Raw genomic sequence first — 14,239 nt, 5'->3', positions numbered from 1 at the left:
CAACCAACTCCTTCTTTACTTCCACAAGTTCCTGCCGAGTAAAGTTGCTGCTCAATTATGCTGCTTAAAACCCACGAATTTATACAGTTTGATTTCCCAAATTGAATTAGTCTGCTGTCTGCTTCTTTTGAACTCTAACTCTTTGATGTCAATGGGTTTTACTTTCTTGTAATTTGCGATCGCCCCGTGGTCGATTACGTATATAAGGATGTTCCTACTAACTATTGGGCTACTCGTCCCATTGAAGAAGCATATCAACAAGGATTTATGACAGGTTATCCTGGTGGATACTTTCGTCCCAATCAATCGGTTTCTAAGGTTGAGGCTATAGTTGCTTTAAACAAAGGTCTGAATCTAACTACTGGTACATCAGCAGTTACTGTACCCACGGCCATGCAGAGAGTAGTTCCCCAAAAAACCGCACAAAAACCTGTAAAAAGACGTATAATGCCACTAGCATTTAGTGCTTTAATGCAGCCTTTATTAATATCAAAAGCCCCAGCCGTAGCAGCTAATGCTGTAAATCTTAACCGTCCTGCGTCATTTATTATTACTAACACTTACGCAGATGCCAATAATATTCCGCAATATGCAGTTGGAGATGTAGCAGCCGCAACTAAAGCAAATATAGTGGTCAACTATCCAAATCCTAAAGTTCTTAATCCAAGTAAACCTGCAACTAGAGGAGAGATTACAGCTTTAGTTTATCAAACTTTAGTTTCCCAAGGGAAAATAGAACCAATTGCTGCCAATTCAACTGCTAATAAATATGTTGTTCGTACTCCTGCCAACAAACAAAATGCTCAATAAATGTAATTTGTCTTTAATCAAAGCTAATGTTATCAAGGAGTTTAGCTGATTTCAGCTTGAACAGCTTAATTATAGGACTCTTCTTTGATTTTTGAAGAAATCCAATACAGTACACTTGTGTTACCTTCTTGACTATCCACTTTTCATGTGGAAGTAATTTTTCCAATCAAATTGGATTGCTAGGCAAACCTCTGCATTCTTAAACAGAGGTCATATTTTCTTATGAGCAATCCTAAATATAATTTTTATTTTTTAAAATCTAATCTATAGTTATTAGTTTATTGATATTAATATCTTTCTTTAGAAAGAAGTAGTAAAAATTTTTATTTTTAAAATAGGTAAGTGTAAATATAGATTGTTGGATCAAAAAGAATATGGCTTTATACAAACTGGAAGAGTTTGCTGCTAATTATGGCGATGCAGATTTTGATAACTACGATCTTAAGGATTTTGATGTCTATTCAGACATAGATGACGATAAAATTGGCAGTATCAAACACATTTTGGTTGATGATTCGGGTCGCGTGCGCTATTTAGTTGTTGACACAGGTTTTTGGTTCTTCGGTAGACAAGTATTGTTACCAATTGGGCGTTCTCGAATCGGCTATAGCAATCGGCGCGTGTATGCTATTGGGCTGACGAAGGAGCAAGTAGAAAGCTTACCAGATTTTAATGATTTGGAACAGATTGATTACGATTATGAAGAACAAGTGCGTGGAGTTTATCGTACTCCAGTAAGACAAGCATCTTTAGAGACATCAACACCTGTAAATGCTCCACCAGTCTCTAGCGATCGCAATACATATACCTATGAACATGAACCAAATCTTTACGATATGAATCAGCAGGATCATCAAAACCTAAAACTATACGAAGAACGTTTAGTTGCCAATAAATCTCGTGTTAAGACAGGAGAAGTATCTGTTAGCAAACACGTTGAAACTCAGACGGCAAGAGTTGCTGTACCAGTTGAAAAAGAACGCGTAATCATTGAACGCACTACTCCAAACGAAGCTGGTAGAACTGTATCGCCTAATGAAGCTAACTTCCGTGAAGGAGAAGTTGCTCGGATGGACATTTATGAAGAAACCCCTGATATTCAGAAGGAAGCGGTTTTGCGTGAGGAAGTGAAAATTAAGAAAGTAGTTGAACAGGATACAGTTCAAGCTGAAGGTACTGTTCGTCGTGAGGAATTAGACGTTAATACGAATGATGAGCGGTTGCATGAGAGAAAAAGCTAAATGGCTTTGAGATAACTGCCAATGAAATATCCCCGCATTTATAGAAGCTAAGTGCGGGGCACTTTTTGACATTCAAAGTTAATTTGGAATAGGTTGCAATCATATCATGTCCGACTGATTAGTTATGATGGGCGTGCATCTGTACAAAAACTTGAAAATTCTTTCTCCCCCTGCTCCCTGCCCCCTTGCAGTCTTAATGATAAGTTTTTAACCGGACACTATATTACCTCTGGTGGGGCGTAGCCCATCGCCAATTATTAGGAAATGGCAAAATATTAAAATAAATCAATCCTTCAAGAATACCTGCGGCACCTGGGTAGTGAGCTAGAAAGTGCCAAGGGTAATGTGTCTTGTAATACCACGACAGAAGTTGCGTTTGGGCATTACCAACGATAATCCCGGCTGATGGCTGTTGAAATAAGCTGATGTCATTTCCAGAACCTCCACAGATAACGGTTGCATCTGATTGCGCTTGCAGCAATTGTTGCAGATATGCAGTTGCTTTACCCTTATTACTGTTCTTGGGTATGATATCAATGTCCCGCCCATTGCTGAAAATTACCTGAGCCTGCAATCCAGTAAAAGCTAACAAATCTTCTAAATCGTCGATAACCTCAAGCGACGCATCCATATCTAGCCGAAAGCTTAATTTATAGGGGGTTTGTTCACTTTTAGGTTGAGGTATCAGTGCAGAAAAGTAGCTAGCAATTGCCCAAACTGCATCTCTATCCCAATCTTGTGAGATTTGATTTGCCCAATCCTTTTGTAAAAGCAAACCCTGTTGATAAATCTCAGTACCTACACTAGCGATTAAATAATCGGGTTTCAAAAGCTGTGCTTGTGCTATCATCTGACGACTAGAAGCATAAGAACGACTAGTAACATAGACTAAGTAAATCTGATTGCCTATAGCTTCTAACCTTTGGTTTAAAGCGGCAATAGCTTGATTGTTATTAACCAAGGTATTGTCTAATTCAATAACTAAAAGTAGTTTCATCTTTGTTTGTTTCCACTAAAAAATTACATAAATTCAAACCTATGTAGATAATTTATATATTTAAATACAGAAGTATATCCTTACCTCTGTATTAATAACACTAGCTTTAGCGTTGTATGTGCTGTGCTAAAAGTTTTTGCGCTCTTGGCTTGAACACTAAATGAAATATTGTTTCCAGGTAGCGGTACAAATCTTGAAGGTTTTCTTTAGAGGTGTAGTTCCAAAAACCATAAATTCTTGCAAGTGAAAGTAGACGTGCAGTGTGAATTTTCCAAGTATAGTTTTTCAAAACACGGTCAATTGCTTGTTGAGAAACTCTTAACCAGTAATCTGGGTTATGGTCGCACTTATTCACAAATTCTAGAATTACTTGTGCCATTTCTTCTAGGCGAGTGGGGTTGATGTAAAATCCATTGATTCCGTTTTGAATTATTTCCGATGGGCCGCCAAATTGGGTAGCAAAAGTGGGTAAGCCACTAATCATTGCTTCTAGAACCGTTAAACCAAAAGCTTCAAACAAAGCTGGTTGAACAAAAATTCCTTGACAGTCAGCAATTAAGCGATAAGTTTCTCCAGAATCACTTTTAGATAAGCGCACACCCAACCAACGAATTTTGCCGTGAAGATTGTATTGCTCAATAATTCTATAGAGTTTTTCAATTTCACTGGCTTCTTCATGGTCGGCGCTGTCCTCAATTCGTAGCTTTCCGGCTACTAAAATTAAATTACAGCGTTCTTGCAGCTCCTCACTTTTGCCAAAACACTCCGCCAGACCTGTGAGATTCTTAATTCTATCTAAACGCCCCATCGAAAATATTGGTTGCTTGTTGGGGTTATCTAATTTACCATATACCAAGTTGGGATCTTCTAAATTAAACAGCAAATTTTCTAAGCGATCGCACTCTGAATAAAAACGCTCGTCTGTTTTGGTATAAGGAAAAAAGTAACTTTCATTTACTCCCGGTGGCACTAAATTAAACTTAGGACTAAATAACTCTATCCCATCTACTACGTGATAAAGTTCGGGCATTGTAAAACATTTATAAGACTCATATTGCCCTGCACTCTCAGGTGTACCTACAATTTCTTGATAGGTACTACTAATAATGAAGTTAGCAGCATTCATGGCAATTAAATCTGCTGTATATTGCAGTGAAAAATGATATTTTTCCTCCAAGTCTTGCCAGTAGAGGTTACTAAACAAGTATTTAGACTTTTCTAGAGCATGAGCAATATTACACTGGGTAATTTTTAAGCGACGTGCCAGCAAAAAAGCTACCAAGTTACCATCAGAGTAGTTACCAATAACTAAATCTGGTTTACCATTAAATTCAGCTAATAGTTCCTTTTCGGCATCAATAGTATAAGTTTCTAAATAAGGCCAAATTTCAAACCGGGAAATCCAATTTTGTGTCAGCTTTCTATTAAATTCTCGGAACGGAACCCGCAAAATCCAGACATTTTTAGTACCGTAAACTTTCTCTAGACGCTGATTGCAGCGAGTTCCATCACTATTAGGTATTAATCTGGAAAGAATTATCACCTTCGGCTGCACATTTAAAATATCTAATCCTGCCAAAGTTATATCTTCTTTGAGTTGTTGCTCAAGATTTTTAGCTTGGTCTAAAACGTAAACAACTTGTCCACCAGTATCAGGCCGTCCTAACACTCCTTCCTGTCCAAACCAGCCGTGAAGTGAAACCAAGACGATATGAAATATCATCGGTATTCGAGAAAGGAAGGTTTCTAAAGTCTGATGGTCTGGTGAGTCTATTAACCCATCCAAAAGTTCTAAGCTTTCTTGAATGCGGCCTGCGGTGTTACCCCATCCAGCTTCAAAGCCCTTATCTTGCAACTCAAAACGAAATTCGGTGTAGGGAGTAGTAGGACTATAGCTGTTAAGAAAATCAAGAGCTAGTTTAATCTGTTGTGAAAGCTGCTGGTGGTTTTGGATGTGTTGATTAATCAGCAGTTTCGTACCATTGTAGTTATGCAAACTCAAAAACTTAAATAGTTTTTCTTGTAATTGTTGCGACTCTTGAAGTTTACTTGAGAGGTAGTGGTTAAGAAATTGTACTCCTTTACCGATGTTTTTAAAGTCACGAATTACCGGAGAATAGTCATAAAATGGATGGAAATCTATTTCAAAGATACCACCTTCGTTAGGATGAAAACGGTTGACAAACCGATCGCGTAAGTCTAATAACTCCTGTACGCTCATTGGTTCAACTTGTAGGTCTTCAGCGATATGAAATACTTGTTGATGACCAATTCTCGGTCTAACTACCAAACAACAAGTTTCATTTTCGAGGATAATCTCTTGTGTATGGTAGATGAGTTTGCTTACTTGTGAGGTATTGCGAAATGACTCTGGCTTTTGCAAACTTTTGCAGTAATCGTTAAAAGCATCCAGAATATCATTTCGCAGCAGGTATGATTTATTCTGCCAACGAAGTTGATGCAAAAATTGATGCAAATCAATATGTTCTTCGCTATTTACAATTGAATGAATTAATTCCAGCATGAGTAGTTTATACTTTATGAAACGTGAACTAAAATTCTCTGTAAGTAGACTAATTAAAACTTCTTCATCTGCTTCTAAAACCTCAAAGACTAACTTAGGCTACTATTTCTATTTCAGATGCTTTAGGTCTAACTGGTCGCCCACTGCACAATACCGTTATCAAAGGAGTCAATTAATTTTTCTAAAGATTTAATTTCACTAGATTTTAAACTTTTGGATTTCAACAAAGTTTGAATTTGCTTTTCTAACTCTGGAGTTAAATTTTTAGTTTGAATAATTTCTTGAACGAATGTATCAACTGTTAAAGATTGGTAGAGTTCGTGAACTTGGGCGGCAACTCCCTGAGTGCTAAAACGAGACTGCACCCAATTCTGTGCAGCATTGCCATAGCTCTCTTTTAGAGTAGGGTTTTTTAACAGATCGTCGCCAATGCTGTAGAATCACGAGGAGGAACTAAAAGTCCAGTTTCACCATGCACAACCGTATGCTGCAATCCTCCCACATTACTAGCAATTACGGGCGTTCCTGCTGCCATTGCTTCAATTGCAACTAAGCCAAAAGGTTCGTAGTAACTCGGTACAACGCAGATATCCCCTGCGGCGTAGTAAGCAGGTAACAGCGCTTGAGAAATTCGCCCGGTAAAAACTGTAACTGCTTCCAATCCCAGTTCGTTCACCAAAGCTTGAATGCGTAGTTGTTCTTGAAAGTCTGCTCCATCTTCACGGCTACCACCAACTAGATAAAGTTGAAATGCTGAAGGCAAATTGGCGCAGGCTTTTACTAAAGTTTCAACTCCCTTGCGAGGGTCAAAGCGTCCAACATACAAAACGATTTGAGAATCTGGAGCAATTCCCAACTGTTGGCGAGCAACTTCTTTACTGACAGAACCAAAGTGTTCAGTATTAATTCCGCAAGGAATAACTTTAATACGTCCATGTTGCGAAATTAACTGACGTAAATCTTCCGCTTCTTGAGGGCTAGTGGATATTACATAATCTGCTTGTTCTAAAATTGCCCTCTCCACACAATGACGAATTGCAGCAATCGGCGGTGGATTTTCCACATTACCGTATTTAACTGCCCCTATAGAATGATAGGTATGAACTTGAGGTAATCCCAATCGAGATTTAATTTCCAATCCTACCCAAGCAGAAAGCCAATAATTAGTGTGAATCAGTGCATAGTTGCAACCTGTTCGTTGTTGAAAATTTAGCCAAGCTTCAACAAATTCTGGTAGATATTCAAATAAATTATTTCTAGAAATAAATTCGGCTGGCCCAGCATTTAAACGAATTGTGCGACACCCTGGCGCTAATTCCACAATTTCTTCTTGATTGGGGTGTTCGCGTCGTGTGAACATATCAACCTGACAACCGCGTTTCGCTAATGCTAATCCCAATTCTCGCACGTAGACATTTTGACCACCTGCTCCTTCTTTGCCAATTTCGGCTGTCGGATCGCCATGAACTGAAATTAGTGCATAAATGGGTTGAGAATTTGCCGTTTCTAGTGCATAATTTTCTAGAGATTTAACTAAATTTGAAGAAGCAAGAGTATTCATAATTAAAATTTAATTGTATACGACACAATAATTCACAGCTAAGTAACTTGGAGTAAAAATTATTTACTAAGTTACCTATCATCCAAAGAAATGTGTAAAAACCTTCTAGGAAAGATAAATGAATTCTATCTACTTAATTTTTTATTGTTTTGAGAGCATTCTGGAAGAGAATCAATTAATAACCGTATTGCTTCAGGAATTGATATTTGATGATATTCTGCATAAGCTCTAAGCTTGCTATATTCTCCATTGGTAATAACAATATTGGAAATATTTACTGAAAAACGGGACATAAAAATTTCCTTAAAACCGAGATAAAGTTACCAAAGTGCCTTCGTCACAAGATATTACATTTTAGAAGTTGAAATATCGGTGAGAAATCGGTGAGAAATCGGTTATTAAGAAAATTAAGGCTATTTAAATAAGTTTTTATCTAATTTGAGAATATCAAATATTTAAGAATTAAATTTTAACTGGTTGCAGTATTGAAGCGAGTATCAAAGGGTTAATTAATTTTGCCTGCGATCGCTAGTTCAATTTTCATCAAGTCAAAGGTGGGTATCATTTCAACCTATGCGATCGCGCTGAAGGTTTTGAGTACCTCAAATTTTAGCTAAAATGTTCTAGTGCTATGATTTATTGGCGATCGCTTAAGTTACTCAACGCAACCCATAATATGGCAAAAGATTTGTATCACGAGCAAGTTAAACGCGCTCTAGAAAAAGACGGATGGCAAATAACTCACGATCCATACGAATTGCGTATAGGTGGGGTTGAAATGTATATAGACATTGGGGCAGAATAAATTATCGCTGCCCAAAAGGGAAATGATAAAATTGCAGTTGAGGTGAAAAATTTTATTAGTCCCTCAAGGATTTCTGATTTTCATTTGGCGCATGGACAGTTTTTAAATTATCGGTATGCTTTAGAAGATGAAGATCCAGAGCGAATTTTATATTTAGCAGTACCTCGTTTTGTTTATCAAACCTTTTTTAACTTAGCTTTTATTAATAGAGTGGTACAACGTAGTCAAATTAAGCTTTTAGTTTATGACTTAGAAAAGGAGACGATTGAGCAATGGATAAAGTAGCTCTCTACAGGCAATATATTCAACAACTAATCCAAGCAAAAGCTGATCGCTCGATGAAATCGGCAAAAGATGTTGAGGCTCAACCTATTTTTGATACGGAGCGCGTTGGGCTTTGCCCCGCCGCAGGCATCGCTATCAATTAGTGTATGTGGGTTGGAAGCAGAATGATATCAGGGATTATGGATGTTTGCTACATTTGGATATTAAGAATGGCAAGATTTGGATTCAATATGATGGTACGGAAGATGGTATCGCTTATGAGTTATTAAAATTAGGTGTACCACATGAAGATATAGTTTTGGGTTTTCAACCTGCTAGGGTGCGCTCTGATACGGAGTTTGCTGTAGGTTAGGTAGTGATCGCTAGTTCAATTTTCATCAAATCAAAGGCAGGAATCATCTCAAGCTATTGATACAAAGCGATCGCTTGTTTGTTCTTTAATAACTGTGAAGCTTGAATTTGCGATCGCCTCTGGAGTGAGAAAAGTCTATTTACCAGAGGGAAGCTTTAGTTCGATGCCTACTTTGTTACCTATTTCTATAACATTGTTTGCAAAATCTGTCATACCTGCGATCGGGCCAGCGACTACAGTAGCAGCAGTTAGTAAAGCTACTAGACGCTTTTTGAGTTTGGGTAAGTTGCGTTCTTTTTCTGGCTTTTGAATTTCTACTTCTACATCATCAATATCAATGATCATGTCGTCGCGGGTTTCTGGTGGGAATTGGGCGGCAGTTTGGCGCATGGTGCTAATGATTTGCATTAGTTCTGCTACGCTCGCGCCGCTTGTTTGATTAAGGTTGGTTACTGTGGCTTGGGCTTGGTTTTGAGCGACAAATCCAATAGTTGCGTTTTTGAAGTCATTTTGGTTTTTATCACCTTGAATTTTATCACCTGCAACGTTATCGCCTTTGCCAAATTGATTGATGTTGTTAGACATAGTTTTTAGGGGTTTGTAATGGAGTTTTAGGAGCTGATGGGCTGGTAAAGCTTGTATGGCATAGGTTTGACCGTCATCATCGCTGAATTCTACTTCGTATATTTCGGGGGCGAGGATTTCGACAATGGTTCCTACTTGACCTGCAAGCAGGTTATGTTCGGATAAGGGAGTTTTAAGAGCAACAATATCTAATAAATTAAGTTTGTTTGGGGTCGCAAGCATGGGCATTACCTCAAAATATAGCAACTAATGAGACGGGGAAAATCTTCGGTGGGGCGGACGATCCAAGTTGTGCGGATGTTAGCAGTGTTTTGGTTGCGGGTGATAGGGAAATCGACGATGTAACGTTGACCATATTCATCTAACAGGCTGGGAATCGCTTCATAATTCTGAATCGCATCTTGGATTAGCATTTGCAGAATTTCTGCATCATCGCTACTTAAATCTAGGATAGCGGCAAACAGTCTGGCCTTATGCTTTCCGCGATCGTGTTGGGAGTTGAGGCTATAGTTTTGCAGTTTGTTGCGATCGATAAACGCTAATTCAAAGTTGGGTAACTTCATCCAATTTTATTGCCTGTTACCCGATCGCCTCCAAAATTATCGCCTTCTCCATGTTGGTTAAAGGTTTTAGAACGGCGATGATCGTTAATGTTAACGGAAATATTGTAAGGACTATCTTCCGAGACTTCTACATCTAAACCAGTCTGTTTTCTTTGACGTATTCCAATGTCTTCGTAACCATCTAAAAGTTGACGCAAATCGAGTTTTAATTTTAGTTTGCCAATGGTGATTGTACTTTCACCCATTGATTCGAGTCCGAGGAGTTCTTGGTAGTCGAGGGGCGGGTGGTTGGGATGGTTGGGGACAGGAACCCATTCGGTGATTTCGAGGTTGGGAAGACTTTTGTGGATTCTTTTGAAGACATCGCGGAGGATGCCGAGAAATAAGCGACGGGTTTCTTTACGTCCGCTAATGGTGATGAAGATTTTTTTGTCTTCGGGATCGGCTTTGATCCGAGCGATGTTGTAGATTTCGTTGTTTTCTTGATATTGGAGCATTACGCCACTGCGCCAATAGATTTGGTTATGGATTTTTTCGTGGGTAATGACGATGAAGCGGGAGATGATGCTTTCGGGGAGAACTTTGTAATGGTATTGAAATTCCAGGGTTTCGCCGTGGAGTTCTGTTTCGTCTGGTTGGTCTTTAGGCAGAAGTCCCGCAATTAGAAATTGTGGTGGGTGACATTCTAGTGCAAAGCAAAGCTCAAATTCTTTCATCAGCCCGATCAGATAGTCATGACGCTTGGCGGGGTAGCGCTCTGGATTGAGGATGCGGGTGAGATCGGCGAGGGTGAAAATGCCTTTGTGTTTAGTTTTGAGGTCTTCATCGCTCAGGAGCGTGTAAATGCCTTCTGTCACCCAGTTGGGTTTGAGAACGTTGGTATCTTTGAGGATGGGATGCTCACGGAAGTTGAGAACTAAGCCAAGCCGATGCAGGAGATCGATGAGTTGATCTTGGTTTTGTTCTTCGGGAATCTTGTTTTCGTGGCAGATGCCGATGTAGCGGTTGTAGGTGATGAAGTCTTCGGGCATGGATTCGAGTTGTTGTTTAACCTCAAACCATGTCAGGGGGAGAAGATCGTAGACTTCTTTGAGGTTGCCGACTTGCTGGAAAATGGCGGTGCGAAGTTCATCAATGCCGATATTGTCTTGGCAGGAGGTTTCGATAATCGCTTGGATGTTAGAATACTTTTCGCGTAATGCCTTGCGGTTGATGTCGAGGGGTTGTTCGTCTTTTTTGTTGCTAACGATAATCACGGGGGACTCTCCGCCGAAGCTTTCGATTAGTTTCAGCCAATATTCGATGCGGTTTTCTTCTTCGCTGGTGCGACAATTACAGACTAAGAGATAGAGGCTGCGCTTAGTCAGAAAAAACTGATGAGTAGCATGATAAATTTCCTGTCCGCCAAAGTCCCAAACATTGAGGCGGATGTCCTTACTATTGACCTGCACGTTCCAAGTTTCCACATTGAGTCCGTCGGTTTGGGGTTGATTATTATCATATTTCTTGTGGATTAATCGCTCAATGAGGGATGTTTTGCCGACGCTGCCTTGTCCGATGAGCAAGAGTTTGGCTTCGTTGAGTGGACGCACTTCACCGCTACGGAGTAATGGCAAGTAATTGAAAATATCTTCAACTGAACCAACATCATCAGAAGATCCTAAAATCTCTGGTGAAATAGGAAGCGGATTTCCCCGTAAATCTAGTTTTTCCAATTTCGGTAAATTTTCGATCGCCTCTGGAATCTCGGTTATTTGGTTGCGACGGAGGTGAAGCTGCGTCAGATTGGTTAATTTAGCGATCGCCTTTGGAATCTGGGTTATTTGGTTGTAACTGAGGTCAAGCTGCCTTAGATGGGTTAAATTAGCGATCGCCTCTGGAATCTGGCTTATTTGGTTGTTATAAAGGATAAGCTGGGTCAGATTGGTTAAATTAGCGATCGCCTCTGGAATCTGGCTTATTTGGTTGTTATAAAGGATAAGCTGGGTCAGATTGGTTAAATTAGCGATCGCCTCTGGAATCTGGGTTATTTTGTTTTCACTGAGGTTAAGCTCTATTAGATTGGTTAAATTAGCGATCGCCTCTGGAATCTGGGTTATTTTGTTTTCACTGAGGTTAAGCTCTATTAGATTGGTTAAATTAGCGATCGCCTCTGGAATATGGGTTATTTTGTTGTCACTGAGGTGAAGCTGCGTCAGATTGGTTAAATTAGCGATCGCCTCTGGAATCTGGGTTATTTGGTTGTCACTGAGGTCAAGCACAGTGAGATGGGTTAATTTAGCGATCGCATCAGGTATTTCAGTTAGCTCTACTCGAATTATGCATCATGATGTGAATTAACGAAAATAGGTTCTTTCAGGCTTTTCGTAATTATCCTGCAATCGTAAATAGATCATGCTGTAGGGTCACAGCAATGCTGTGCCCTTACGAAAGATGTGGTTTTTAAACTTGATCTATATTTGGTATTTATTGTCAATGCGTAAGTCCTAAGTTAGATAAAAATTAAAATTCCCCAAACCAATAATTAAATTGATTTGGAGAATAATAGTGTTCTAGTGTCAAAGAAGAGGTTAACTTCAGTAATTGTAATTTAACAATCAGTTGTAAAGATAAAGGGTAAATATCAGGTAGAAATCGGGTATTTTCCTAAAGCTGCTTTAAGCGATAGCCCAATCCATGAACTGTCTCAATAAAATCATCGGCAGCACCAGCATCTTTAAGTTTATACCGTAAACTCTTAATGTGAGACTTAACGGTTTCTTCGCTCGGAGGATCATCAAGTGACCAGATGCGCTCAATAATTCCGGCTCGACTTAGCACCCGCCGACCGCTAGAAACCATTAATTCTAAAAGAGCAAATTCTTTAGGTGTTAGGTGTAAAGGCTGGTCAGCGTATGTAACTTCATAAGTGCTGGAATTTAAACGCAGACTACCCCAACCAAGGTCTGGGAATGATGCTGCGGAACTATTGCGGCGCAACAGTGCGCGAACACGAGCCATTAACTCTGGCATTTCAAAAGGTTTGACCATATAATCATCTGCCCCAGCATCCAACCCGGTAATTTTGTCCCCAAGGGTATCGCGTGCTGTTAACATGAGGACAGGTATTGTGCTATTGCGCGATGGGCTACGTGGTGATGTAGGCGATGGGCTACGCCCCACCATAGGCGATCGCAAGCGTTGACAAAAACTCACACCATCCAACTTGGGTAAGGTAATATCTAACACCACCAAATCATATTCCAACACTTTGATGCAATCCCATGCTTCCTCTCCATCTTGGGCCACATCCACCACATATTGACGGTCAGTGAGGGCTTCCATCAGCATCTCTGCTAGCTGGACATCATCTTCAACTACCAAAATCCGCATTGTTAGAATATTTGTGAATTAAAAAACTAGGATAAATCCTAATATCTAACCTTAATACTTTCACTTTGATTTAGGACGAGGAAACTTAGAAGGTGGCTTAAAGTTTTCTACTGGCACACCCTTAAGTGCCTTTTGCATAAAATCACGCCAAATAGGAGCCACCATACCTCCGCCTGTCGCGCGGTTAGATAATTGCCGGTTGTCGTCCCTCCCTACCCAGATGGCAGTCGTTAACTGCGGTACAGTACCAATAAACCAAATATCTTTCTCAGAAGAGGTTGTACCCGTCTTTCCTGCAACTGGACGGCCGATAGCTGCGCCTTTACCAGTTCCTTGTTGAACCACTGTTTGCATCACGTCTAAAGTTGCTGCTGCTGCCCAAGGGTTAAGAACTAGTCGAGGTTTAGGAGTATTATCTATTAACACATTGCCACTACCGTCAGTGACACGGGCAATAATCGTTGAAGGCGATCGCCAGCCGTAATTAGCAAAAGTTGCATAAGCACTAGCCATTTCTAGCGGTGTCACACCAATTGCACCTAGTGGCAAAGAACTCACAGGTAACATTGGACTCATAATTCCCAAAGTACGGCAAATTTCAATAACTTTATTCATACCTACAGCTTTGCCAAGTTTGACTGCGGGGATATTACGCGATTGTGCCAAGGCAGCCCTAACCGATATTGCTCCCATAAAGGTATTATCGTAGTTCCGTGGAGAATACCAACCGTTACCATCACGATAACGAACTGGATTATCTAGGGTCGTTGTACGTGGTGTAAATTTACCAGTAGCAAAGGCAGTATAGTAAACAAACGGTTTAAAAGAAGATCCTGGCTGACGGTGGGCTTGAGTTGCTCGGTTAAATTCGCTAGTTTTTGAATCTACACCACCCACTAATGCTTTGATAAAATGTGTGCGCGGATCAATTGCCACCAAAGCTATTTGATTATTATTCAATCCTTTACCTTTAAGGGTTTTATGCCACTTCTTTATAGTTCTTTCTGCCATCATTTGGAAGCTAGTATAGGAATCATATTTGATTTCTGAAAAAGGCTATGAGATAATACGGAGGTGTATATCTGTCTAACAGCGAACAATGATAAACCAGCATTTACAAGCGGCGATCGCAGAACTACAAGAA

Annotated in this window: 10 protein-coding genes and 4 pseudogenes; 5 read left to right on the top strand and 9 right to left on the bottom strand. The window is 39.8% G+C overall.

Annotation, left to right across the window (positions count from 1 at the left end; genetic code table 11):
• Positions 1–186 precede the first annotated feature (186 nt).
• Positions 187–810: an S-layer homology domain-containing protein gene (locus H6G97_RS34495; RefSeq protein WP_338421902.1), complete on the top strand. Its 624-nt coding sequence runs from the start codon at positions 187–189 to the stop codon at positions 808–810.
• 374 nt (positions 811–1,184) lie between these two features.
• On the top strand, positions 1,185–2,051 hold the full coding sequence (locus H6G97_RS34490; protein ID WP_190944905.1) for a DUF2382 domain-containing protein: 867 nt from the start codon (positions 1,185–1,187) through the stop codon (positions 2,049–2,051).
• Positions 2,052–2,274: 223 nt separating this feature from the next.
• On the opposite strand, the gene H6G97_RS34485 is transcribed toward H6G97_RS34490, so the two are convergent.
• The 4 genes and pseudogenes from H6G97_RS34485 to H6G97_RS34470 form a co-directional block, all read right to left on the bottom strand.
• Complete coding sequence (locus tag H6G97_RS34485; protein WP_190944904.1) at positions 2,275–3,048, bottom strand: sucrose-phosphate phosphatase; 774 nt, start codon at positions 3,046–3,048, stop codon at positions 2,275–2,277.
• Positions 3,049–3,154: 106 nt separating this feature from the next.
• Positions 3,155–5,572, bottom strand: a complete 2,418-nt coding sequence (locus H6G97_RS34480) for a sucrose synthase (RefSeq protein WP_190944903.1) — start codon at positions 5,570–5,572, stop codon at positions 3,155–3,157.
• Positions 5,573–5,700: 128 nt separating this feature from the next.
• Positions 5,701–7,133: pseudogene (locus tag H6G97_RS34475) on the bottom strand (glycosyltransferase).
• Positions 7,134–7,258: 125 nt separating this feature from the next.
• Positions 7,259–7,426, bottom strand: coding sequence for a hypothetical protein (locus H6G97_RS34470; RefSeq protein ID WP_190944902.1), 168 nt, complete (start codon positions 7,424–7,426; stop codon positions 7,259–7,261).
• A gap of 338 nt (positions 7,427–7,764) precedes the next feature.
• Here H6G97_RS34470 and H6G97_RS34465 point away from each other — a divergent pair.
• The 3 genes and pseudogenes from H6G97_RS34465 to H6G97_RS55550 all read left to right on the top strand — a co-directional run bounded on the left by H6G97_RS34465 (position 7,765) and on the right by H6G97_RS55550 (position 8,575).
• Positions 7,765–8,223: pseudogene (locus tag H6G97_RS34465) on the top strand (XisH family protein).
• Positions 8,211–8,366: an element excision factor XisI family protein gene (locus H6G97_RS56170; RefSeq protein ID WP_199349854.1), complete on the top strand. Its 156-nt coding sequence runs from the start codon at positions 8,211–8,213 to the stop codon at positions 8,364–8,366. Before H6G97_RS34465 ends, H6G97_RS56170 begins: the two are co-directional and overlap by 13 nt.
• Entirely contained in the window at positions 8,336–8,575 is a 240-nt protein-coding gene (locus tag H6G97_RS55550; RefSeq protein WP_199349852.1) for a XisI protein, read from the top strand. Before H6G97_RS56170 ends, H6G97_RS55550 begins: the two co-directional genes overlap by 31 nt.
• Before the next feature lie 135 nt (positions 8,576–8,710).
• Here the strand turns inward: H6G97_RS55550 and H6G97_RS53315 are convergent, their stop codons facing one another.
• The 5 genes and pseudogenes from H6G97_RS53315 to H6G97_RS34435 form a co-directional block, all read right to left on the bottom strand.
• Positions 8,711–9,382, bottom strand: coding sequence for a DUF4926 domain-containing protein (locus H6G97_RS53315; RefSeq protein ID WP_190944901.1), 672 nt, complete (start codon positions 9,380–9,382; stop codon positions 8,711–8,713).
• Positions 9,383–9,387: 5 nt separating this feature from the next.
• Entirely contained in the window at positions 9,388–9,723 is a 336-nt protein-coding gene (locus tag H6G97_RS34450; RefSeq protein ID WP_190944900.1) for a DUF6883 domain-containing protein, read from the bottom strand.
• A pseudogene (locus H6G97_RS34445) lies at positions 9,720–12,029 on the bottom strand (COR domain-containing protein); the annotation flags it as partial. The gene H6G97_RS34450 and the pseudogene H6G97_RS34445, both read right to left, overlap by 4 nt.
• A 340-nt stretch (positions 12,030–12,369) precedes the next feature.
• On the bottom strand, positions 12,370–13,095 hold the full coding sequence (locus tag H6G97_RS34440; RefSeq protein WP_190944899.1) for a response regulator transcription factor: 726 nt from the start codon (positions 13,093–13,095) through the stop codon (positions 12,370–12,372).
• Positions 13,096–13,155: 60 nt separating this feature from the next.
• Positions 13,156–14,118: pseudogene (locus H6G97_RS34435) on the bottom strand (transglycosylase domain-containing protein); the annotation flags it as partial.
• Positions 14,119–14,239 lie beyond the last annotated feature (121 nt).

The sequence above is a fragment of the Nostoc flagelliforme FACHB-838 genome (assembly GCF_014698065.1).
Classification (GTDB): Bacteria; Cyanobacteriota; Cyanobacteriia; order Cyanobacteriales; family Nostocaceae; genus Nostoc; species Nostoc flagelliforme_B.
The sequence above is the reverse complement of the archived record's forward strand: the minus strand, read 5'-3'. Positions and strand labels throughout refer to the sequence as shown.

Coding starts and splice junctions, on each gene's coding strand:
- H6G97_RS34490 (WP_190944905.1), top strand. CDS start 1,185: ATGGCTTTATACAAACTGGAAGAGTTTGCTGCTAATTATGGCGATGCA.
- H6G97_RS34485 (WP_190944904.1), bottom strand. CDS start 3,048: ATGAAACTACTTTTAGTTATTGAATTAGACAATACCTTGGTTAATAAC.
- H6G97_RS34480 (WP_190944903.1), bottom strand. CDS start 5,572: ATGCTGGAATTAATTCATTCAATTGTAAATAGCGAAGAACATATTGAT.
- H6G97_RS34470 (WP_190944902.1), bottom strand. CDS start 7,426: ATGTCCCGTTTTTCAGTAAATATTTCCAATATTGTTATTACCAATGGA.
- H6G97_RS56170 (WP_199349854.1), top strand. CDS start 8,211: ATGGATAAAGTAGCTCTCTACAGGCAATATATTCAACAACTAATCCAA.
- H6G97_RS53315 (WP_190944901.1), bottom strand. CDS start 9,382: ATGCTTGCGACCCCAAACAAACTTAATTTATTAGATATTGTTGCTCTT.
- H6G97_RS34450 (WP_190944900.1), bottom strand. CDS start 9,723: ATGAAGTTACCCAACTTTGAATTAGCGTTTATCGATCGCAACAAACTG.
- H6G97_RS34440 (WP_190944899.1), bottom strand. CDS start 13,095: ATGCGGATTTTGGTAGTTGAAGATGATGTCCAGCTAGCAGAGATGCTG.